This window comes from Martelella limonii (assembly GCF_013344475.1).
GTDB classification, from domain to species: Bacteria; Pseudomonadota; Alphaproteobacteria; order Rhizobiales; family Rhizobiaceae; genus Martelella; species Martelella limonii.
Genome location: NZ_JABUOU010000002.1, coordinates 137,196 through 158,275, shown reverse-complemented (window position 1 = coordinate 158,275; position 21,080 = coordinate 137,196). Strand labels below are relative to the sequence as shown.

Below are 21,080 nucleotides of genomic sequence, written 5' to 3'. Positions count from 1 at the left end.
TTTTTGCCATAAATAACACACTATAAAGTTGTCTCTCGACAATCTGCCTCAGAGCGGGGGAGAAAGCCGGAAAGCCCCTTGTTTCCGCCATTTACAAGGGGCAATATCGCGCCGTCGCACCGAGCGCTTCAGTTGCGCTCGCAGAATCTTGTGCGCGGTTGTAAATTTTCAAGGTCGAGATGGATTCCACAGTCGTTCGAAACAGACCGAAGAGAACTGGCTCCCCGCTTCGGCGCCGCTGGATGACGGTGCTGCTTTGTGCTGCGTTCCTGGGAATCGGCGTGGCTGTCGGCGCAACACTGTCGCGTGACAGCGGTACTGCCCACGTGGTCGATCTTTCGCTTGAACCCTCAACCGATTGGATTGACGAGGTCTGCGCGAGTTTCAGGGTTTTCGGCCGCGCCTACCAGCCAATGGTGGATGTCGGTCCGGATGATCCGGCTGCCTTTACCGACCTCGTCCAGCGCACCATCGGCATCGACATGACGGTCCCGACCTTCGAGGAAGGCGCCTCGATCTTCGAGGGCGCGCGGGTCGTTGCCATCGATCGGGTGCCGGGTATCGAGCTCTTTTACCGCAACACAGCAGGCGACCTGCTTTCGGTATTCCTCATCGCGCGTCCGGCCTCGCAGGAAAACCAGGTGACGGATGTGCAGGAGACGATCCGCGACAACCTCACGGTTTCGTGGTGGCAGGGCGAGCGCTCGCTGGTGGCCGTGATCGGCCCCTCCTCCGACGCCGACATGCCGGCGCTTGCGAAGGCTGCCTACCTCAAGCTCTGACAGAAAAGCCGGCCGCAGAAGCGACCGGCCCCTTTATTCCGTATATGAAGCCGCTTCAGCGCGCGGCAACGATCTGGTTTGCAGCCGAGACGATGGCTTCGAGGGAAGCCGCGACGATATTGGTGTTGATTCCGACGCCGAACACCTTGCCGCCTTCATGGCTCACTTCGACATAGGCGATCGCCTTGGCATCCGAACCATGGTTCAGCGAATGTTCGGAGTAATCCTCGACCGACAGCGCGACGCCCAGATAGTCCGAAAGCGCATTGATGAAGCCCTCGACAGGGCCGTTGCCCTTGGCTTCGATGCGCTTTGCGACACCCTTGTCCTCGATCTCGGCCATCACCACGCGCTGGCCCTTGGCCTGCCCCTGCGGATAGGTCTGATGATCGACGAACTTGATCCGGCCTTCCGGCTGCTCGACATAGTGTTCCATGAACACGTCGTAGATCCGCTTGGAGGGCAGCTCGCGGCCCTCTTCATCGGTGATCTTCTGGATGTGCTCGCGGAAGGCCACCTGCAGGCCGCGCGGCATGTTGATGCCGTAGTCGGACTGGAGGATATAGGCGATACCGCCCTTGCCGGACTGGGAATTGATCCGGATGATCGCCTCGTAGGTGCGGCCCACATCCTGCGGATCGATCGGCAGATAAGGCACTTCCCACTGCGGCTTGTTGGCAACCTTGATCGCCTTCATGCCCTTGTTGATCGCGTCCTGATGCGAGCCGGAAAACGCGGTGTAGACCAGTTCGCCGACGTAAGGGTGACGCTCCGGGATCACCATCTGGTTGGAATATTCGTAAACCTCTTTCATGCGCACGATATCCGAGCAGTCGAGCTCCGGATCGACGCCTTGCGTGAACATGTTCAGCGCCAGGGTTACGATATCGACATTGCCGGTGCGCTCGCCATTGCCGAACAGCGTGCCCTCGATCCGGTCGGCGCCGGCCAGAACGCCCATTTCGGCGGCAGCGATCCCGGTGCCACGGTCGTTGTGAGGATGAACCGATATGATCAGGTTCTCGCGGTTGTCGAGGTTGCGGCACATCCATTCGATCTGGTCGGCATAGATGTTGGGCGTCGACATTTCGACGGTGGACGGCAGGTTGATGATCAGCTTGTTGTCGGCGGTAGGCTTGATCACCTCGATCACCGCATTGCAGATCTCCAGAGCGACATCCAGTTCGGTGCCCGTGAAGCTCTCCGGCGAATATTCGAAGCGATAACCGCCGCCGGCCTTTTCGGCCATGTCGGTGATCATCTTGGCGGCATCGACCGCGATCTGGCGGATGCCCGCGACATCCTTGCCGAACACGACGCGACGCTGCAGCTCGCTGGTGGAATTGTAGAAATGCACGATCGGGCGGTGCGCGCCTTCCAGCGCCTCGAATGTGCGGGTGATCAGCTCAGGCCGGCACTGGACCAGCACCTGCAGCGAAACATCCTCGCCGACATTGCCATTTTCGACGCACCAGCGGGCGAAGTCGAAATCGGTCTGCGAGGCTGACGGAAATCCGATCTCGATTTCCTTGAAGCCCATGTCCAGCAGCAACTGGAACATCCGCGCCTTGCGATCGTGTCCCATCGGATCGACCAGCGCCTGATTGCCGTCGCGCAGGTCGACCGAGCACCAGATCGGCGCCTTCTCGATACGCTTTGACGGCCATTGCCGGTCGGTCAGGTTGATCTGCTGATAGGGCTGATATTTCTGGGCTGCAGACGGCATACCCTTGGCGGTGGTTTTGATGTCCATTTTTCCTCACTCCGGCGCTGATCGGCACTTGGCGCGTCAGCGGCCTCAAACTTGTTCTTCAGGATTTTTTTTGGGAGCGCTTGTGCCAGACGGCTTTCCGGCCGCCGGGCGCTCCTCAAAGGACCCGGCAACCGCCGTTAAGGCCGAGAAGAAGGAGCGAGTTTAGGTCGCGCAGGACGATCGCTGCGGCTGTTTTGCCGCGCGTTGACGTCGCCTGAAATGTGTTCGCAAACCTGATCATGTCGTTTCCTTAGCCGCAACGACGCCAAAAAGCAATCGCTATCCGGCCACCTCGCCCCGCGCCCGCTGACGGCGGAGCGCCCATACCTTCAGGCCATGCACGGCAAGCCCCGCAAGAAGCCCCCAGAACGCACCCGAAACACCCAGAAAGCTGACGCCTGCAGCCGCCACGAGAAACGTGATGGCCGCCGCCTCGCGCGCTTCCGGCTCCTTGAAGGCGCCGAGAACCGCGCCGCTGAAGGCGCCGATCAGCGCAAGGCCTGCCACCGCCTCGATCAGGATGGGCGGCGCAAGCGAGACCAGTGCCACCACGAGGCCGCTGAAAAGACCGAGCACGATATAGCCGATGCCGCTGACGATCGCCGCCCAGTAGCGCCGCTTCGGATCGGGATGCGAGTCTGGACCGGCACACATCGCCGCCGTGATCGCCGCGAGATTGATGCCGTGTCCGCCGAACGGCGCAGACAGCAAGGTGGCGAGACCGGTGATCGAAAACAGCCGGCCTGCGGAAGGGCGATAATTGTTGATGTTCAGGATCGCAACGCCCGGAATGTTCTGCGAGGCCATGGTGACGATGAAGAGCGGTATGCCAAGTGAAATAGCGCCCTGCAGCGAAAAATGCGGCGTGACCCAGACCGGCGCGGCAATCGCATTGCGAAACACGCCCGACCACGCCCCCTCGTCGATATCGACGCCGAACACCAGCACCGCGACGAAGGCTAAGAGCGCTGCCGGCACAGCCATCAGCCGGTTGAACGCACTGACGGCCAAGAAGGTCACGATGATCGGCAGCGCCAGAAGGGGCGAGACCTTCACCGCCTCGACCGGCGCGAAACAGAGCGCCAGAAGCACGCCGGCGAGCATGGCATTGGCAAGCGGTGCGGGAATGGCGGAGATCGCGCGACCAACAGGGCGGACAAGGCCTGCAAGAATGATCAGCAGCGCCGAGATTACGAAGGCGCCAACAGCTTGGGAAAATCCGCCCGGCAGAGCAGCGCTCGTTGCCATCAGTGCAGCGCCGGGCGTCGACCAGGCGACGCTGACGGGCACGCGGGTGACGATCGGAATGAGAATGCCGCAAAGCCCCATGCCGATCGAAAGCGCCATCAGGCCGGAGGCTGACTGGGCATGGGTTGCGCCCGCCCCTTCCAGCCCCTGAAGGATGACCGAAAACGAACTCGCAAAGCCGACAAAGGCTGCCAGCAACCCCATGGACATGCTCTGCAGAGAAAAGTCCCGCAGCATTCTTCTATTCCTCGCAAACAGCGGTCAGAAACCGCTTCGCCCGCTCGTGGCGCTCGTTCCCGTTTGCATCGCAAACGGAAGGGGCCGTCAAGGCCGCCTTTCGGCTTACCGGTTCGATGCAGGAGAAAGCGCCGACGCGCATGCTGGCAAATATCCGCCACAGCAAAAACGGCGGGCGGATGACACGCCCGCCGCTTGAAAGACTATTCGTCGCTCATCTTCAGAGCGGCGATGAAGGCTTCCTGCGGAATTTCCACCTTGCCGAACTGGCGCATGCGCTTCTTGCCGGCCTTCTGCTTTTCCAGAAGCTTGCGCTTGCGGGTGGCGTCGCCGCCATAGCACTTGGCGGTCACGTCCTTGCGCAGCGCCGAGATGGTTTCGCGCGCGATCACATTGCCGCCGATCGCGGCCTGGATCGGGATCTTGAACATATGCTTCGGGATCAGCTCCTTCAGCTTCTCGCACATGTCGCGGCCACGCTTTTCGGCGGCGGCGCGGTGAACCAGCATGGACAGCGCATCGACCGGCTCGGCATTGACGAGGATCGACATCTTCACAAGATTGCCGGCGCGGTAATCGGCGAGATGATAGTCAAAGGAGGCATAGCCCTTGGAGATCGACTTCAGCCGGTCGTAGAAATCGAACACCACTTCGTTCAGCGGCAATTCATAGGTCAGCATCGCGCGGTTGCCGACATAGGTGAGGTCGGTCTGGATGCCGCGGCGATCCTGGCAGAGCTTCAGAATGCCGCCGAGATAGTCGTCCGGCGTCAGGATCGACGCCTTGATCCACGGCTCGCGGATTTCGGCGATCTTGACGACGTCCGGCATGTCGGCCGGGTTGTGCAGCTCGATCTCGCGGCCATCGGTCATGGTCAGTTCGTAGACCACGGACGGCGCGGTCGCGATCAGGTCGAGGTCGAATTCGCGCTCCAGCCGCTCCTGGATGATTTCCAGATGCAGCAGACCGAGGAAGCCGCAGCGGAAGCCGAAGCCGAGCGCTGCCGAGCTTTCCATTTCGAACGAGAACGACGCATCATTGAGACGCAGCTTGCCGACGGCGGCGCGCAGATCCTCGAAGTCGTTGGCATCGACAGGGAACAGGCCGCAGAACACCACCGGCTGTGCCGGCTTGAAGCCCGGCAGCATGTTTTCCGTCGGACGCTTGTCTTCCGTAATGGTATCGCCGACGCGGGTATCGGCCACTTCCTTGATCGAGGCGGTGATGACGCCGATCTCGCCGGGGCCGAGCTCGTCGACCACCAGCATCTTCGGGGTCAGCACGCCAACGCGGTCCACCGGGTACTTGGCGTCCGTGCCCATCATGCGGATGGTCTGGCCCTTTTTCAGAACGCCGTCGATGACGCGCACCAGCACCACCACGCCGAGATAGGTGTCGTACCAGCTGTCGACGAGGAGCGCTTTCAGCGGGGCCTTTTCGCCCTTTTCGGTCTTTGGCGCCGGCAGCTTGTGAACGATGGCTTCCAGCACGTCCGGAATGCCCATGCCGGTCTTGGCGGAGATCAGAAGCGCGTCTGAGGCATCGATGCCGATGACATCCTCGATCTGCTCCTTCACCCGTTCGGGATCGGCCGCCGGCAGATCGGCCTTGTTGAGAATCGTCACCAGCTCATGATCATTGTCGATCGCCTGATAGACGTTCGCAAGCGTCTGCGCTTCCACGCCCTGCGATGCATCGACCACCAGCAACGAGCCTTCGCAGGCCGAAAGCGAGCGCGAGACCTCATAGGCGAAGTCGACATGACCGGGCGTGTCGATCAGGTTCAATACGTAGGTCTCGCCATTGTTCGCCTTGTAGTGCAGGCGCACGGTCTGGGCCTTGATGGTGATGCCGCGCTCGCGCTCGATATCCATGTTGTCAAGGACCTGCGCCGACATCTCGCGCTCGGCGAGTCCCCCGCAGGTCTGGATCAACCGGTCGGCAAGCGTCGACTTGCCGTGGTCGATATGGGCCACGATGGAAAAGTTGCGGATATGGTCCAGCGGAATGCGATCATCATTTGTGCTCATGCGCGCGCATATAGCAGCGCACGCGGTATCAGGGAAGTGAAATCGCGGCGGCGTGGCTCAGCACCCATGGGTTTCCTGGTCCCTGATGTAGTCGACGAAGGCGGCTGCATTCAGAGTCATTGTCGTTTGCCATCTGGCCGTCTTTCTCCTTATGGTGTCTCGGACAGACGCTCAAAGATTCCTCCTTTGCGGGCAATCTCGGCTTGTTCGATACCCCGGACAGCATTTTTGCCGTGAACAGCCCCAACTGGAAGCGCAGCTCACCCCCGAGCGCAAGGCATTCGTGGATGAGGCGGCGGCGCGCAATGATCTTTCGGTCGTTCTCGCAACCACCGGTCCGTGCGGCGATACCGCATGGAGGAAGGTAGACGGGCCGTGACGCGCCGATCGCTGGTTTTGATGTTGCCCTTTCTCCTGACCGGTCTGATGAGCGCGTCCAGCACTGACATCTGGTTCAAGCGCCATCCGCAGCCGCCCGAGTGGGACCTGACACCGGAGGAGTTCAGGTTTCTCAATCCTCCGGGCTCCCACCTCGACTATACGACGCCGGGCTGCGGCGATTATCTGGAAAAGGCGTTCACCGTCTATCTGCAGCGATATCCGGACTACGCTGAAAACAGTCAGACGGCCGATCGGCGTTTTCGGCGCTGGCTGGATTATGCCGAGATCAGTGAGGTCATGCGGCTCCCCTTCTGCCTCACCGCGCCATATGCCTACAGGCTCAGAAAGCTCGCCGATTCACCTGAAAACGCGATCTTGATTTCGTATTGCGGCAGATATTCCGGCAAGGACAGCACGGCGGACGACAGTCGTGCACGTGCGTTGATCGATGAGGTGGAGCGCATCGCTCGCCGGGGTTCGGTCTCGGCGTTCGCAGGCTATCTTCTGCTTGACGGCGAAAACGAGGTGGTGCGCCTCAATCCGGATGTGCTTTATTTTCTGAAGCAAGCCTTGATGAACGCTTCTCCGATAACGAGACCAGATTATCTCTTCGATGACACCAGCGCCTGGGCCGATGCTGCGTGGAACAGACCCGACCTCGAGGACCAGCTTTCACCGGAGCGCAAGGCATTCGTGGATGAGGCGGCGGCGCGCAATGATCTTTCTGCCGTTCTCGCGACCACCGGTCCGTGCGGCGATACTGCCTGGCGGGACTAATTCTCAATTTTTGTGCTATTGACTCCACGATCGTAGAATTCCATGATCATATCATGGATACTCTTGATCTCTCCTTCGACCACGCCATCGGCGTCAACCTGAAGCGCCTCAGGGCCGCGAGCGGATTTACGCTCGACGGGCTTGCCGACGCGTCGGGCGTTAGCCGGGCGATGATCTCACGCATCGAACGCGCGGAAGCATCGCCGTCAGCGCTCATTCTGGCAAAGCTCTGCGCGGCGCTCGGCACCTCGTTGTCAGCCTTCTTTGCCGATGCCAACCGGCCGGTCGATCCACTGTCGCGCCGGGTCGATCAGCCGGTCTGGCGCGATCCGGAAACCGGCTATTCCCGCCGCTCGATCTCACCCTCTGGCACCGGCTCCGGCGTCGATATCGTGCTGATCCGCTTTCCCGTGGGCGGGCGTATCGCCTATCCGCCCAAGCATGGCGCGGAGGGGCTGAGCCAGCATATCTGGATCATGAGCGGCGTTCTGGAAGTCGCGATGGACGAAGAGACCTATCTACTGTCGCGCGGCGACTGCCTCTACATGCCGGTCGCCGATCCGCACAGCTTTGCCAATGCCGGCGATACCGACGTGCTCTACGCCGTCATCATTGAACGAACACGTCAGGGGCTCCTATGACCGAAATCCGCATCCTGTCCGCAGAAGAGGCTGCCGCCGCCGTTCCTGCGCTTTCAGACCTTCTCAGGGACAGCATTGAAGACAATGCCTCGATGGGCTTCATGGCCCCGTATGACCCGGAGGCGGCAGCCATCTTCTGGCAGGGCGTGGCAGACGGCGTGGCCGAGGGCTTCACCGTGCTGCTCGCCGCCGTTGACGGCCCGGAGATCGTCGGCACCGTGCAGGCGGGCCTCGCCCGCAAGCCGAACCAGCCCCACCGCGCCGACGTGATGAAGCTGATCGTACGACGCGACCGCCGCGGCAAGGGCCTTGCCAGAAAGCTGATGACACAGCTCGAAAACGAATGCGCGAACCGGGACCGCTGGCTGCTGGTGCTCGACACTGCAACCGGCAGCGACGCCGAGGCCATCTATCCCCGCCTCGGCTGGCAACGCGTCGGCGTCGTGCCCGAATACGCGCTTTATCCCGACGGCGGCTATTGCGGCACGACATTTTTCTACAAGCGGCTGGGCGACGGATAAGCGCGCGGGGCCCGCTTGTTTTCCAGGCGGGATGCCCCGTTTCAGGCTTGGCCAGCAGCACATAGGACCATCGACGCTGCACTGAAAGCGATTCCCGTTCTGGCGCTGATACGCTATGAAAACCTCAAAAGGGAAGGCTTTCACCATGCGCATCATCTATTCCGAAGACCACAAGTTTCGCGACGCCAGGACAGAGCTTCACGGCGGAGAACTGGTGAAACCCTTCGAGGGCCCGTTTCGGGTGGAGTGGATTCTTGCCGCGCTGAAGGAGCATGGCTTCAACGATATCGTCGCACCGCCCGCCCACGGACTTTCCGTGGCAGCAAAACTCCACGACGCTGGCTATCTCGCGTTTCTGGAAACGATCTGGGAACGCTGGACCGCCGCCGGTTTCACCAGCGAGGCGATCCCGATCTCGCTGCCGGTGCGCCGCTCCTATCACGCCCGACCGCCGAAAAACATCGACGGTCTTCTCGGCTACTACGCAAACTCGGTGGAGACATCGATCACGGAGGGCACGTTCAGGGCGGCGCTTGCGGCCAATGACTGCGCCATAACCGCCGCCGACCATGTCAACGACGGCAACCGCTTTGCCTTCGCGCTCTGCCGTCCTCCCGGCCACCATGCCGGCATCGATCTCTTCGGCGGCTATTGTTTTCTCAACAATGCCGCGATCGCCGCCCAGCGTCTGATCGACCAAGGCGCGAATAAAGTTGCGATCCTCGATGTCGATTTTCACCATGGCAACGGCACACAGGACATCACCTATGAGCGCGATGACATCTTCTTCGCCTCGATCCACGGCGATCCAGACGACGCCTTTCCCTATTTCTGGGGCCATGCGGATGAGATCGGCAAGGGTCGCGGCGAAGGCTTCAACGCCAATTTCCCCCTCCCCCGCAACACGCCGTGGAGCCGCTATCGCGAGGCGCTGAAGAACGCGCTCGCCCGCATCTCCGGTTTCGGTGCTGACGCGTTGATCGTCTCGCTCGGCGTCGATACGTTCGAGCGCGATCCGATCTCGTTTTTCCGGCTGACGACGCCCGATTTCAGGAGCATGGGGCAGGATCTCGCTGCAGCGGGCCTGCCGACCGTGACCGTGATGGAGGGCGGCTACGGCGTGCCCGAGATCGGCCACAACGTTGCCAATGTGCTTATCGGTCTCGAAGAGGGCTGAGGCGATCAGGGCGGATGCCGTTCAGCTTCCGTTCAGCCAGAACATGCTACCTCAGGTTTAGAATTGACACGCCCCAACCGGCGATTTGTTCGAATGCAGAAGGAATGAGATGTTCGGACTTGCAAGAAAATCCCTCGTGACAATCGTGGCCGCCACCGTTCTTGCGATATCGCCGGTGGCAGCAAACGCGCACTCCTTTGGTGGCGGCGGTTTCCATGGCGGCGGCATGGGCGGATTCCACGGCGGCGGCTTCAATGGCGGCGGCTTCCATGGAGGCTTCAACGGTGGAGGCTTCAACGGAGGCGGCTTTCACGGCGGTGGCGCACCGCATTTCAACGGCCCGCCGCCCAACTGGCACAATGGCCCGCCGCGTGGTCCCGGTCCGGTCGTCGCGCCCGGCGATCCGCGAAACGGTCCCCCGCCTTATTGGCACGGCGGTCCGCCGCCGCATTGGCATGGTGGCCCACCGCCCTATTGGCACGGGGGCGTCCCGCCCTATGCCCATGGCGGGCCTTACTGGCATGGCGGGCCCTATTACCCCGCACCCGCACTCGGCCCCTACTGGTACGGACCGCCCTATGGTCCCTATGGCCCGGGCTGGGGCTGGAATGGCGGCGCATGGGTGCCGTTTGCGGCCGGCGCGCTGATCGGCGGTGGCGTCGCAGCGGCAGCCACAAGCGACGATTACAACAACGCCACGGCCACAACGCCGACGATCAACCCGAAGCACTATCAGTGGTGCCAGGATCATTACGCATCGTACCGCGTCTCGGACAACACCTACCAGCCTTATAACGGCCCCCGGCAGCAGTGCGTTTCGCCCTATTACTGATCGATGCGCCCCGCAGCGATGATCCGCTGCGGGGTCTTGCCTGATCGAGACCCGCGACCTGGGGGCCTGCCCTTCACTCAGCCGTCAGCGCGTTGAAGCGGCTGCGGTATTCGCGGCGAAGATCGTGGCGCATCTGCGCCTCGGTGTGGCGGCGCTTTTTATCCGGCGTGTCGAGCACGAGCTTCGGAACCGGCGTCGGTTTTCCGTCCTTGTCGACGGCCACCATGGTGAAATAACAGGAATTCGTGTGGCGGCGATGGCCGCTGCGCACATCCTCCGCTTCCACGCGAATGCCGATTTCCATCGAGGTGCGGCCGGTATAATTGACCGAGGCCCGCATCGTCAGCAGTTCGCCCACATTGATCGGCTCGACGAACGTGACCTGATCGACCGACAGCGTGACCGCATAATCCTGGGAATAGCGCGAGGCGCAGGAATAGGCGACCCTGTCGAGCAGGTTCAGGAGCGCGCCGCCATGCACCTTTCCCGAGAAGTTCGCCATGTCCGGCGTCATCAGCACAACCATTTCAAGCTGGCTCGGATCGTGTTCGCGGTCCATCCATTTCCCCTTTTTAATATCACGCGCGCCTGCGCTGCTGGCAGGACTTTTGCCTGAAAGCCAAGTCCAATCAACATTAAACTGATATACCGGGCGAGCGTACGGCAAGCAGGCAACACGCTCTGGACAAGAAAATCGGGGTCTGCATACTGCAGGGTGAAAAGGGCAGGACGCACGGAAGATGATTTCGATCGGCAAGCCCCCGCAATTTTTACCTGCAGTTCCAGCCGGTGCTCTATGACCAGACCAGACAATGAAGACCTCGAAGGCCGCGACCGCCGGGGAGAGACGCGCTACATTACCATGGCCGCCATTGTCGGCCTGGTGACAGGCACGATCGGCTCGGTTTTCCACCTCGTGATCGACCGGCTTTCGTTGTGGCCGAGCGCGCTCGGACGCCATATCGATGGCCCGCTTCTTGTCGCCGCCGCCGCTCTCGTCACCATGATCGTCACGGTGGCGATGGTCGCGATCGTCAGGCGCTATGCACCGGAGGCTGCGGGAAGCGGCGTGCAGGAAATCGAAGGCGCCATGAGCAATCTGCGCACCGTGCACTGGCGCCGCGTTCTGCCCGTCAAGTTCTTCACCGGCATCGGCGCCCTGTCATCCGGGCTGGTGCTCGGCCGAGAGGGGCCGACGATCCACATCGGCGCGTCGATTGCAGCCGCAACCAGCGACTATATCAAGGTGTCCGATACCGAGCGGCGCGGTCTGCTGGGTGCGGGCGCTGCCGCCGGCCTTGCCTGCGCCTTCAATGCGCCGCTCGCCGCAGTCCTCTTCATCATCGAGGAAACCCATAACCAGTTTCCCTATAATTTCCGCAGCTATATGGGCGTGATCATCGCCGCTTTCTGTTCGACGGTGATGACGGAAGTGATCGGCGGCAAGGCGCCCGATTTCGCGATGGCGGTGGCGACGCCCGCGCTCCTCCTGCTGCCGGCCTTCGTCGTGCTCGGCGCGGTTCTCGGCGTCATCGGCGTCGCGCTGAACGCCAGCCTCATGCATGTGTCGGGCTTCACCATCGCGCTCGGCAAGCGCGCGCCCTATCTGGCTCCGGCAGTGATCGGGCTCGGCATCGGCGCGCTCTTCATCCTGTTTCCGCGCGCCGTCACCGGCGGGGAAAACGTGATTGTGGCGCTTGCGCGCGAGCATGTCGTGCTGAGCGCCCTGCTGCTGCTGGCGGTTCTCCGGTTCATCACCATGGTGGTAAGCTATTCGGCCGGCACGCCCGGCGGCATCTTCGCGCCGATGCTGGCGCTTGCCATCGCCGTCGGCCTCGCCTTCGGCTCGGTACTCGACGGTTTCCTGCCCCAGGATACGGCGATACCGCTTGCCTTCGGCATCGCCGCCATGGGCGGCCTGTTTTCAGCCTCGGTCCGTGCGCCTGTCGTCGGTGTTGCCCTGACGCTGGAACTCACCGGCGCCTACACCATGACGCTTCCGCTGATCGCGACCTGCGTTACCGCCAATATTGCGGCACGGTGGCTCGGCGGCCAGCCGATCTACGAGCAATTGCTGGAGCGCACGCTGAAACAGGCCGGCATCCACCCCGAACGCATGCCGCACCGCCCGGAGAGCGAACTCGGCTAGAACGGGATCAGCCGTCGTAGGCTACACGAAAACCGACATTGCTTGCCGCGCTGTCCGGCGACAGCGCCATCCGCGCGGCGATCCGGTAGCGGTAGCAATAGCTGTAGTGGCAGAGGAAGGAACCGCCCTTCAGAAGCCGCTCATTGGCCTCGATGGCGGCGGCATTGCGCTGCTTGGCGTGGCGGGAGAGCGAGCGGATCCGGTAAGGGTCCGAGGTCCACTCCCAGACATTGCCGGCCATGTTGTAGAAGCCGCCCTCATTGGGTTCGAAGGATTGCGCCGGCGCAGTGCCCATATAGCCATCGACGCAGGTATTGTTGTCGGGAAAACGGCCCTGCCAGATATTGCAGAAGATCTTCGTGTCCGTCGGCTCTTCCTCGCCCCAGACGAACTTGCGGCCGACCACGCCGCCATGGGCCGCCCGCTCCCATTCCGCTTCGCTTGGAAGCCTGCCTCCCACCCATTCGGCGAAGGCCATGGCATCGGCAAGCGACACCTGGGTGACGGGGTGGTCGAGGCGGTCCTCGATCGAACTGCCCGGGCCTTCCGGCTTGCGCCAATAAGCGCCGTCGATCCGCAGCCACCAGGGCGTGGCGGGCGCGCTGCCCATGACGACCGCATCCTTGGGCGCAAGACCCGCAAACACGGCGGACCAGCCGAAGCGCTCCGCCTCGCTGACATAGCCGGTCGCGTCGACGAATTCGGCGAATCGCCTGATCGTGACTGTCTGCGCTTCAAGGGAAAACGGGCTGAGCTTGACGAAACGGGCGGGGCCCTCGCCGTCCTTCGGAATTGCGGGATTGTCGATGCCGACATGGCTTCGTCCGCCGGGAATGGCGATATCATGCGAGCGCGCGCCCTGTCCGGCGCCGGCGATTGCAACCGCCTCGCCTGACGGCATGCCGCCATTGCGTGACATCGAACAGCAGCTACCCTTGATTTCTTCGCTCATTCCGCGGAGCCCCCGTCAATCCAGTGCTTGAGCAACCCATGTAGCAAGTTCGCGCTATGATTGCCAATGACGCAATGTCGCATCCAAAGCGGGGGAACTTTGGAGAGGATTGATTCCAAGGATTTTTGGATAAATGGTCGGGGTGGCGGGATTCGAACCCACGACCCCTTGACCCCCAGTCAAGTGCGCTACCGGGCTGCGCTACACCCCGACCAACCGTCTAAACGGCCCGTCCCCTTTAGACTTTCACGAAACCGCGCGCAAGAGGCAAAACCGGCTTTCGTCAGAAAAACAGGACCGCACTCAAACCAGCATGGCCTGGATCGAACGCAATTCAGGACGAATGACCTCGAGCTTCTGAGCAAACGCCTCATCCATATAAAGGACCACCGCCCACAGAAGCGATGCGCCGACAGCGGCCATGGCCAGCCAGAATTTGTTGGTGTTGACCATCGGCGTGCGTCGATAGCAGACCGAACAGGTTCGGCGGCCGTAACGGAGATGATGAGCGCAATGGCTGCACTTGAAAACACGCATTCCAGACCTCCTGGATGTCTTCAATAGACTACCAGTAACAAATAAAATCCAATTTGAGTCAAGTAACAATTATAAGACTACGATATTTATATTTGCCTTTATAATGAGACTATAAATGAAATACAGTTAATATACTTTTTTCTTAAATGCAAAAGGCCATCAATGCCGCTTCAACAGGCGTCGCTGGAGAGCTCCTGAGGCCCCAGCGACGCGATTTTCGGCTTCACGACGACCGTACCGCATGGTGGTAGCGCCGATAGATCTCATCGATATCCACGGTCGGCTTCGGGCTTTCTATGTTCATGTCCACCATGGTGCGATGGATGATGTCCGCTGCCGCGAGATTGCGGAACCACTTGCGGTTGGCGGGGATCACATACCATGGCGCATGCTGCGTGGAGCATTTCGAGAGCATCGCCTCATAGGCTTCGATATAGTCATCCCAGCGCTCCCGCTCGGCGTAGTCGGCAGGTGAAATCTTCCACTGCCGGTCCTTGTCCTCCAGCCGCTTCTCGAACCGTTCAAGCTGTTCCTCCTTGGAAATGTAGAGGAAGAACTTGACGATGCTCACGCCATTTTCGGTCAGATATTCTTCGAAATTGTTGATCTGGTTGTAGCGCCGCGACCACTCCGCCTTCGGCACCAGATTATGGACGCGCGCGATCAGCACATCCTCGTAATGGGAGCGGTTGAAGACGGCGACCTGCCCCTTGGCAGGCACGCGCTGGTGGACGCGCCAGAGAAAGTCATGTGCCGTCTCAACATCCGTCGGCTGCTTGAAACTTGCAACGGTTGTGCCATGCGGGTTCATCGCCCGGATCACATGCCAGCACACACCGTCCTTTCCGGCTGCATCGATGCCCTGCAGCACGATCAGAAGTGCATGCTTGCCCTCCGCATAGAGTTTTTCCTGCAGCGGGCTGATCTCGTCCAGAATGCCGGCGAGCAGTTCCCTGCCCTCATCCTTGCCGTCGATGCCGCCATCGGCAGCCGGATCGATATCGGCGAGGGAAACCGAGCTGCCCGGCTCTACGATCAGCGTCTTGCGGAAATCCATGACATTGCTCCCATTTTTTTGATGTCGTCACGGTTAACGCGCGAGCCGGCCAATCGGCTGCGGCGTCAGCTATCGATTGAGCCGCGCATTGACGACATCGATCGACATGGCGCGCCGGGCACTGCGGTTCTCGAGCATATTGTCGATGGCAATGCGCACCACGCCAAGCACGAACAGCCAGGCGATGAGGTAGAGCCAGACAAGGCCGATCAGCAGCCACGGTATCTTCGGCACCAGTATGCCGAATCCACACATGATGACCGCAACGAGCTGGGTGGCAACCATCGCGATCAACAACGGCGGCGCGGGATATGGTCGCCTGATGAACCAGTTTTCCGTGCGCGCCACCAGGAGCAGGAGATGGCCACCGGCGACCAGGGCCAGGAACATCATCGATTGCAGGTGTCCCTCGTCGACAAGGCCGAGCCCCGGCCAGCGCGCCGGCTCGGACATCACCTCCATCCCCATCAGAAGCAGGCCGAAGGACTGTACGATCGACGCAAAGCCGAGCACAGCTGATACCGTCAACAGATGCGGCATCCGCCACCTGATCGGCTGATCGGAGACGGTGGTGTTGTCGTAGGCAACCGTCATGATCGGGATATCGTCAAGCAGCGACATCAGCACGATCATGACCGGCGTGAGCGGCTGAAACCCCAGGAATATGGTCGACAGCACCACCAGGAACATGATCGTCATCGTCAGCGCCACGCGATAGACGGTGTAGCTGGTGATCCGACCGAAAATCCGCCGCGCCTCGTCGATGGCATTTTCGATCACGGAAAGGCCGGGTGCTGTCAGGATCAGGGCCGCCGCACCGCGGGCCGCGTCGGTCGCGCCCGAAACCGCGATACCGCAATCGGCCTGCTTGAGGGCGGGGGCGTCGTTGACGCCATCTCCGGTCATGGCGACCAGATGTCCGTTCTTCTGGAAGGTCTTGACGATCGCGTATTTGTGCTCCGGAAAGACGCGGGCAAAGCCGTCGGCGGAGAGTATCCGGTTGGCGATCGGACCGGGCACATTGTCGGGGTCCATGTCCTTGGGAAAGATGTCGGCTGCGGCCAGGATATTGGTGCCAAGACCCAGCTGACGCGCGGTTTCGCGCGCGATCGCGGTATCGTCGCCGGTGATCATCTTCACCGTCACGCCCTTGGCGCGCACGGCGTCGATCGTCGCCTTTGAATCGTCACGCGGCGGATCATACATCGGCAGGATGCCCGCAAGACGCCAGCTCGCGCCGCCATCATCGGACCGCGCAACGGCCAGCGCCCGGTATCCCTTTGCCCCGAGTGCCGCGACATGGCCGTCGAGCGTGGCTGCGCCCTCTCCCTTGCAGAGCGTGGCAATCGCATGCGGTGCGCCCTTGGAGATTGAAAAGACATTGCCGTCAGGTCCGGTCACGTCAACCTCGGTACGTTTGGACACCGGATCAAACGGCGTGAACTTCGAGACCGTGTAGAGGGAAAGGGCGGCCTTGTCGCCGACCGCACCGAGCACCGCGCCATCGATCGCATCACCGCCTTCGGCGTGCGAAGCAAGCGCCGCAAGCAGCACCACCGCCGCAGGATCTGACCCATCAAGCGGGATCGGCTCGGACAGCGTCAGGATGTTCTTGGTCAGCGTGCCGGTCTTGTCGGAACACAGGATATCGGCGCCCGCCATTTCATCGATCGAGGACAGGCGCGAGACGATCGCCTTCTGCCTGGAAAGCGCCAGCGCGCCGAGCGCCATGGTGATGGAAAACACCGCCGGCATGGCAACGGGGATAGAGGCGACCAGCAGCACCAGCACGAACTGGAGGATCGCCAGCGCATCGGCAAGCCCCCAATTGTCGGATTTGACGATATCGACATAGACCTGGACGGCGACCATGATCATCGCCAGCACGACGGCAAGCACGATCAGGAAATTGCCGATGTGGAACATCGCCTTCTGGGCCTCGCTGACGGAGCCCGCCCCCGCCACCAGCCTTGCGGTCCTTCCGAAGAAGGTCTCGGCCCCCGTCGCAATCACCACGCCGGTCATCTCGCCCTGTTTGACGACGCTGCCGGAATAGGCAAGATCGCCGGGCTTCTTCGTGACCGGCAGGGATTCGCCGGTCAGCGCCGCCTGATCGATCGAGGCATAGTTGCCATCGACAAGCCGGAGATCCGCGGGCACGATTGCGCCAATCTGCAGGCGGACAATGTCCCCGGGCACGAGCCGTGCGGTGTCGATCGTCTTCACCGTGCCGCCGCGCACCACGCTTGCCTGCGGGGCAAGCGAATTCTTGAGCGCTTCAAGCGCGCTTGTGGCCTTGCTGTCCTGATAGAATTCGAGGCCGGCATTGAAGAGAAGCAGGCCGAAAATGATGAAGAAATCGCCCCAGTCGCCAAGAACGAGCGAAACCAGCGCGGCCGCCTCGATCATGAAGGCGATCGGGCCGATGAAGTGCTGGGCGATCTTGCGGAATATGCTGGATTTTTCTTCCGGCAGGGCGTTCGGGCCGTATCGACCGAGCCTCGTTTCCGCCTCGCCATCCGACAGGCCGCTGCCGGCATCGGTTTCGAGATCAGCCAGCACCGCGTCAAGCGATGCGGTTTCGAGATCCTGCTTGCCCGAGCCATGAGCCATGAACGGCACTCCAACATCCTGCTACCGGAAGTGGAAACAGATGTTGCGGCATTTGGCAACATGCGTTTACGCGGAAACGCGAATCATAGCGCTTTTGCGGGATCTGGCGCGGAAAGGACGTCAGCGCACCTGATCGAGAAGACGCTTGCATTCCAGGAGGTCGGAGAGGACCTCCTTCAGCATGGCATCGTCCGAGCGGGCAAGACCGAAGGCTGGAGAAACATCGGCCTCATCATCCTTGGCGCGACGGAAGAAACCCTTGCCGCTTGCCTTCTTCGGCCGTCCGACGACCTGATCGTCGTCGAAGATGGAGGGCTGGTCTTCCTGCTGGCGGGCCTCGATCTGCGGTGCGAGCGCTTCGATCAGCTCGGCATCGCCGTTGCCGACAGCCGTGACGAAGCGGTTGCCGTTGCTCTTCAGCAGCTTCTGCACGCCCTTGATGGTGTAGCCGTGATCGTAGAGCAGATGACGAATGCCCTTCAGCAACTCCACATCTTCCGGCCGGTAATAGCGGCGTCCGCCGCCACGCTTCATCGGCTTCACCTGCGTGAAACGCGTTTCCCAGAACCTCAAGACGTGCTGCGGCAGTTCCAGCTCTTCGGCAACCTCGGAAATGGTGCGAAACGCCTCGGGACTCTTGTCCATGCTCATCAAACGCTCCCGGCTTTCATGCATTGACGGCAGGCAGGCAATGCCGACCGCACGCGATATCGAATCGCAATCATTTCACCGCGAACGGGTCGCGATGACAAGACACAATCAGATGAATGCGGTGTTCGCTCAGCCGGCGGATTTGGCGGCGGCCTTTTCGGCCTTGTTGCGGCGCATCAGATGCGCCTTGAGAATCTTCTGCTTCAGGACGTTGGACGCCTTGAAGGTCATCACCCGGCGGGGCGAGATCGGCACTTCCTCGCCGGTCTTGGGGTTTCGCCCGATGCGCTCGTTCTTGTCGCGCACCTGAAACGTCGCGAATGAGGAAAGCTTCACCGTTTCGCCACGCACGATGGCATCGCAAATCTCGTCGATTACGGTCTCCACCAGTTCGGCCGATTCCGTTCGTGAAAGACCCACCTTGCGGAATACCGACTCGGCCAGGTCCGCACGCGTCACAGTTTTGCCAGGCATTACCGCATCCCGATTTTCAATTGGTTCCCCGTCCCATAGACACTATTGCCGACCGGCATGGTGGTCAAGCGCCTGATGGGACAGAATGATTGGTGAAAGGCGCTACCAGCGCAACAGAACGGCGCCCCAGGTAAAGCCCCCACCCATGGCCTCGAGCATCACGGTATCGCCGCGCTTGATCCGCCCGTCGCCAGCAGCGGCAGCGAGCGCCAGCGGAATGGACGCGGCCGAGGTATTGGCATGCTGGTCGACGGTGACCACCACCTTCTCCATCGGAATGCCGAGCTTCTTGGCAGAGCCCTCGATAATGCGGCGGTTGGCCTGGTGCGGCACCAGCCAGTCAAGCTCTTCAGCCGTAATCCCCGCTTCGTCGAAGGCAGCGACGATCACATCGGTGATCATGCCCACGGCATGCTTGAAGACCTCCCGGCCTTCCATGCGAAGATGACCGATCTGGCCGGAAGATGAAACGCCGCCATCAACATAGAGCTTCTCGCGGTGCGCGCCATCGGAGCGAAGGCTGGAGGCGATGATGCCGCGGTCGCCGGCTTCCGCCTCGTCTACCGCCTCCAGAATGATGGCGCCGGCGCCATCGCCGAACAGCACGCAGGTGGTGCGATCCGTCCAGTCAAGAATGCGCGAGAAGGTCTCCGCGCCGATCACCAGCACCCGCCTTGCACGGCCCGCGCGGATGAAGTTGTCGGCGGTGGTGACCGCATAGACGAAGCCAGAACAGACCGCCTGCATGTCGAAGGCAAAGCCATGGCTCATGCCCAGGCGATGCTGGATGTTGACTGCGGTTGCCGGAAACGTGTTGTCGGGCGTCGAGGTCGCGACCACGATGGCGTCGATGTCATCGGGCGTGAGGCCTGCATTCGCGAGCGCTGCGCGCGCTGCCGCCTCGCCAAGCGAGGCCGTCGTTTCACCCTCGCCTGCGATATAGCGCTGGCGAATCCCGGTACGCTGCTGGATCCAGGCATCAGACGTGTCAACGAGCTGCTGAAGCTCTTCGTTGGTGACGACACGTTTGGGCAGGGCTGCACCGAAACCGCAAACGACAGAACGGTTCATCTTTGTTTTATCCTTATTGGCAGCCGAAGGCTGCGTTATCCTGTTTCGCCGGCTCGGGCCGCATCCGGCCCCATCGGCGATGCATTACGGGCATGGTATTCATTCAGATCATGCTGGATCTTGGCCTGCAGGCCATTGTGAACCATGTCATAGGCAACTTCGATCGCGGACGCATAGCCCTCCGCGTCCGTGCCGCCATGGCTCTTGATGACAATGCCGTTGAGACCCAGAAACACGCCGCCATTGACCTTGCGCGGGTCGAGCTTCTCGCGCAGCATCCGGAACGCGCCGCGTGCGAGCAGGTATCCGAGCCTCGACATCCATGTGCGCGACATTGCGGCACGCAGATATTCCGCGATCTGGCGCGCCGTTCCCTCGGCCGTCTTCAGCGCGATGTTGCCGGTAAAGCCTTCGACCACAAAGACATCCACCGTCCCGCGCCCAAGGTCGTCGCCCTCGACGAAACCGGCATATTCGAGATTGTCGATGTCGGCTTCACGCAGAAGCTTGCCCGCTTCCTTGACCTGCTCGACGCCCTTGACCTCTTCGACGCCGACATTGATCAGCCCCACGGTCGGCTTCTTGATCTCGAACAGCGCGCGCGCCATCGCGCCGCCCATCAGCGCGAAATCGAGCAGTTGCTTGGCATCCGCGCCAATCGTCGCGCCGATGTCGAGCACGATGCTCTCGCCCTTCACGGTCGGCCAGATGCCGGCAATTGCAGGCCGGTCGATCGCAGGCATGGTTTTCAGGCAGAACATGGCCATTGCCATCAGCGCGCCGGTGTTGCCGGCGGAAACGGCGGCATCGGACTTGTTGTCCTTGACCGCCTCGATCGCCTTCCACATGCTCGACACGTTGCGGCCGCGCCGGAGCGCCTGGCTCGGCTTTTCGTCCATCTCGACGGCGACTTCGCAGTCAATGACCTCGGCATGGCCCGCAAGTTTCGGATAATTGGCGAGAAGCGGTTCGATCGCCTCCTTCCTGCCGTACAGCAGAAAGCTGATATCGGGATGGCGCGTCAGCGCCTGGGCCGCGCCTCCGATCGCGACCTCCGGTCCGACATCTCCCCCCATGACATCAATGGATATTCTAATCAAACGTTTGAGGTCCCTGTTTACACGCATCGGCGGAGCCGCGCCAAAATACCCTTTTTGTTTCCTGACACAACTAGTCCGGTTGAAAAACCTCGAATTC

19 protein-coding genes and 1 tRNA gene are annotated in these 21,080 nt (G+C 61.4%); 7 read left to right on the top strand and 13 right to left on the bottom strand.

Annotated elements, in window-relative coordinates; all coding sequences use genetic code 11:
* The first annotated feature begins 281 nt into the window (after nt 1-281).
* On the top strand, nt 282-782 hold the full coding sequence (locus tag HPQ62_RS05925; protein WP_174801603.1) for a hypothetical protein: 501 nt from the start codon (nt 282-284) through the stop codon (nt 780-782).
* A 55-nt stretch (nt 783-837) separates the two neighbouring features.
* On the opposite strand, the gene leuA is transcribed toward HPQ62_RS05925, so the two are convergent.
* The 3 genes from leuA to lepA form a co-directional block, all read right to left on the bottom strand.
* Entirely contained in the window at nt 838-2,535 is a 1,698-nt protein-coding gene (leuA, locus tag HPQ62_RS05920; protein ID WP_174801602.1) for a 2-isopropylmalate synthase, read from the bottom strand.
* Nucleotides 2,536-2,814: 279 nt separating this feature from the next.
* On the bottom strand, nt 2,815-4,020 hold the full coding sequence (locus HPQ62_RS05915; RefSeq protein ID WP_174801601.1) for a benzoate/H(+) symporter BenE family transporter: 1,206 nt from the start codon (nt 4,018-4,020) through the stop codon (nt 2,815-2,817).
* Between the two features lie 203 nt (nt 4,021-4,223).
* Nucleotides 4,224-6,050 carry a translation elongation factor 4 gene (lepA, locus tag HPQ62_RS05910; protein ID WP_174801600.1) on the bottom strand — a complete coding sequence of 609 codons (1,827 nt, stop codon included), beginning with the start codon at nt 6,048-6,050 and terminating at the stop codon, nt 4,224-4,226.
* Between the two features lie 354 nt (nt 6,051-6,404).
* On the opposite strand from lepA, the gene HPQ62_RS05905 reads away from it, so the two are divergent.
* The 5 genes from HPQ62_RS05905 to HPQ62_RS21030 all read left to right on the top strand — a co-directional run bounded on the left by HPQ62_RS05905 (nt 6,405) and on the right by HPQ62_RS21030 (nt 10,379).
* On the top strand, nt 6,405-7,208 hold the full coding sequence (locus HPQ62_RS05905) for a hypothetical protein (RefSeq protein ID WP_174801599.1): 804 nt from the start codon (nt 6,405-6,407) through the stop codon (nt 7,206-7,208).
* A 53-nt stretch (nt 7,209-7,261) separates the two neighbouring features.
* Nucleotides 7,262-7,849, top strand: a complete 588-nt coding sequence (locus HPQ62_RS05900) for a helix-turn-helix domain-containing protein (protein ID WP_174801598.1) — start codon at nt 7,262-7,264, stop codon at nt 7,847-7,849.
* Nucleotides 7,846-8,370: a GNAT family N-acetyltransferase gene (locus tag HPQ62_RS05895; RefSeq protein ID WP_174801597.1), complete on the top strand. Its 525-nt coding sequence runs from the start codon at nt 7,846-7,848 to the stop codon at nt 8,368-8,370. The genes HPQ62_RS05900 and HPQ62_RS05895 overlap by 4 nt, the downstream gene beginning before the upstream one ends.
* A 145-nt stretch (nt 8,371-8,515) precedes the next feature.
* The gene (locus HPQ62_RS05890; protein ID WP_174801596.1) at nt 8,516-9,547 is read left to right on the top strand and encodes a histone deacetylase family protein; all 1,032 of its coding nucleotides are present in this window, start codon (nt 8,516-8,518) and stop codon (nt 9,545-9,547) included.
* Between the two features lie 109 nt (nt 9,548-9,656).
* A complete protein-coding gene (locus tag HPQ62_RS21030; protein ID WP_244629577.1) occupies nt 9,657-10,379 on the top strand; it encodes a BA14K family protein in 723 nt (240 codons plus the stop codon).
* A gap of 73 nt (nt 10,380-10,452) precedes the next feature.
* Here the strand turns inward: HPQ62_RS21030 and HPQ62_RS05880 are convergent, their stop codons facing one another.
* Entirely contained in the window at nt 10,453-10,938 is a 486-nt protein-coding gene (locus HPQ62_RS05880; protein WP_174801595.1) for an acyl-CoA thioesterase, read from the bottom strand.
* 237 nt (nt 10,939-11,175) lie between these two features.
* Here HPQ62_RS05880 and clcA point away from each other — a divergent pair, with 237 nt between their 5' ends.
* Nucleotides 11,176-12,528: a H(+)/Cl(-) exchange transporter ClcA gene (clcA, locus tag HPQ62_RS05875; protein ID WP_174801594.1), complete on the top strand. Its 1,353-nt coding sequence runs from the start codon at nt 11,176-11,178 to the stop codon at nt 12,526-12,528.
* 7 nt (nt 12,529-12,535) lie between these two features.
* Here clcA and HPQ62_RS05870 read toward each other — a convergent pair whose 3' ends face one another.
* The 9 genes from HPQ62_RS05870 to plsX all read right to left on the bottom strand — a co-directional run bounded on the left by HPQ62_RS05870 (nt 12,536) and on the right by plsX (nt 20,983).
* Nucleotides 12,536-13,480: a formylglycine-generating enzyme family protein gene (locus HPQ62_RS05870; protein WP_174801593.1), complete on the bottom strand. Its 945-nt coding sequence runs from the start codon at nt 13,478-13,480 to the stop codon at nt 12,536-12,538.
* A 134-nt stretch (nt 13,481-13,614) separates the two neighbouring features.
* A tRNA-Pro gene (locus tag HPQ62_RS05865) sits at nt 13,615-13,691 on the bottom strand.
* Nucleotides 13,692-13,783: 92 nt separating this feature from the next.
* Nucleotides 13,784-14,017: a hypothetical protein gene (locus HPQ62_RS05860; protein WP_174801592.1), complete on the bottom strand. Its 234-nt coding sequence runs from the start codon at nt 14,015-14,017 to the stop codon at nt 13,784-13,786.
* A 223-nt stretch (nt 14,018-14,240) separates the two neighbouring features.
* Nucleotides 14,241-15,074 carry a polyphosphate kinase 2 family protein gene (locus tag HPQ62_RS05855; protein WP_174801591.1) on the bottom strand — a complete coding sequence of 278 codons (834 nt, stop codon included), beginning with the start codon at nt 15,072-15,074 and terminating at the stop codon, nt 14,241-14,243.
* Between the two features lie 69 nt (nt 15,075-15,143).
* The gene (locus HPQ62_RS05850; RefSeq protein WP_174801590.1) at nt 15,144-17,687 is read right to left on the bottom strand and encodes a plasma-membrane proton-efflux P-type ATPase; all 2,544 of its coding nucleotides are present in this window, start codon (nt 17,685-17,687) and stop codon (nt 15,144-15,146) included.
* A gap of 120 nt (nt 17,688-17,807) precedes the next feature.
* Entirely contained in the window at nt 17,808-18,338 is a 531-nt protein-coding gene (locus HPQ62_RS05845) for a MerR family transcriptional regulator (RefSeq protein ID WP_174801589.1), read from the bottom strand.
* 129 nt (nt 18,339-18,467) lie between these two features.
* Nucleotides 18,468-18,812 carry an integration host factor subunit alpha gene (locus HPQ62_RS05840; protein WP_174801588.1) on the bottom strand — a complete coding sequence of 115 codons (345 nt, stop codon included), beginning with the start codon at nt 18,810-18,812 and terminating at the stop codon, nt 18,468-18,470.
* A gap of 102 nt (nt 18,813-18,914) precedes the next feature.
* Nucleotides 18,915-19,883, bottom strand: coding sequence for a beta-ketoacyl-ACP synthase III (locus tag HPQ62_RS05835; protein ID WP_174801587.1), 969 nt, complete (start codon nt 19,881-19,883; stop codon nt 18,915-18,917).
* A 35-nt stretch (nt 19,884-19,918) separates the two neighbouring features.
* Nucleotides 19,919-20,983 carry a phosphate acyltransferase PlsX gene (gene plsX / locus HPQ62_RS05830; RefSeq protein ID WP_174801586.1) on the bottom strand — a complete coding sequence of 355 codons (1,065 nt, stop codon included), beginning with the start codon at nt 20,981-20,983 and terminating at the stop codon, nt 19,919-19,921.
* Nucleotides 20,984-21,080 lie beyond the last annotated feature (97 nt).

Bases quoted from the DNA above. Each gene is read 5' to 3' on its own strand.
- leuA (WP_174801602.1), bottom strand. From the start codon at position 2,535: ATGGACATCAAAACCACCGCCAAGGGTATGCCGTCTGCAGCCCAGAAA.
- HPQ62_RS05915 (WP_174801601.1), bottom strand. From the start codon at position 4,020: ATGCTGCGGGACTTTTCTCTGCAGAGCATGTCCATGGGGTTGCTGGCA.
- lepA (WP_174801600.1), bottom strand. From the start codon at position 6,050: ATGAGCACAAATGATGATCGCATTCCGCTGGACCATATCCGCAACTTT.
- HPQ62_RS05905 (WP_174801599.1), top strand. From the start codon at position 6,405: ATGGAGGAAGGTAGACGGGCCGTGACGCGCCGATCGCTGGTTTTGATG.
- HPQ62_RS05900 (WP_174801598.1), top strand. From the start codon at position 7,262: ATGGATACTCTTGATCTCTCCTTCGACCACGCCATCGGCGTCAACCTG.
- HPQ62_RS05895 (WP_174801597.1), top strand. From the start codon at position 7,846: ATGACCGAAATCCGCATCCTGTCCGCAGAAGAGGCTGCCGCCGCCGTT.
- HPQ62_RS05890 (WP_174801596.1), top strand. From the start codon at position 8,516: ATGCGCATCATCTATTCCGAAGACCACAAGTTTCGCGACGCCAGGACA.
- HPQ62_RS21030 (WP_244629577.1), top strand. From the start codon at position 9,657: ATGTTCGGACTTGCAAGAAAATCCCTCGTGACAATCGTGGCCGCCACC.
- HPQ62_RS05880 (WP_174801595.1), bottom strand. From the start codon at position 10,938: ATGGACCGCGAACACGATCCGAGCCAGCTTGAAATGGTTGTGCTGATG.
- clcA (WP_174801594.1), top strand. From the start codon at position 11,176: ATGACCAGACCAGACAATGAAGACCTCGAAGGCCGCGACCGCCGGGGA.
- HPQ62_RS05870 (WP_174801593.1), bottom strand. From the start codon at position 13,480: ATGAGCGAAGAAATCAAGGGTAGCTGCTGTTCGATGTCACGCAATGGC.
- HPQ62_RS05860 (WP_174801592.1), bottom strand. From the start codon at position 14,017: ATGCGTGTTTTCAAGTGCAGCCATTGCGCTCATCATCTCCGTTACGGC.
- HPQ62_RS05855 (WP_174801591.1), bottom strand. From the start codon at position 15,074: ATGGATTTCCGCAAGACGCTGATCGTAGAGCCGGGCAGCTCGGTTTCC.
- HPQ62_RS05850 (WP_174801590.1), bottom strand. From the start codon at position 17,687: ATGGCTCATGGCTCGGGCAAGCAGGATCTCGAAACCGCATCGCTTGAC.
- HPQ62_RS05845 (WP_174801589.1), bottom strand. From the start codon at position 18,338: ATGAGCATGGACAAGAGTCCCGAGGCGTTTCGCACCATTTCCGAGGTT.
- HPQ62_RS05840 (WP_174801588.1), bottom strand. From the start codon at position 18,812: ATGCCTGGCAAAACTGTGACGCGTGCGGACCTGGCCGAGTCGGTATTC.
- HPQ62_RS05835 (WP_174801587.1), bottom strand. From the start codon at position 19,883: ATGAACCGTTCTGTCGTTTGCGGTTTCGGTGCAGCCCTGCCCAAACGT.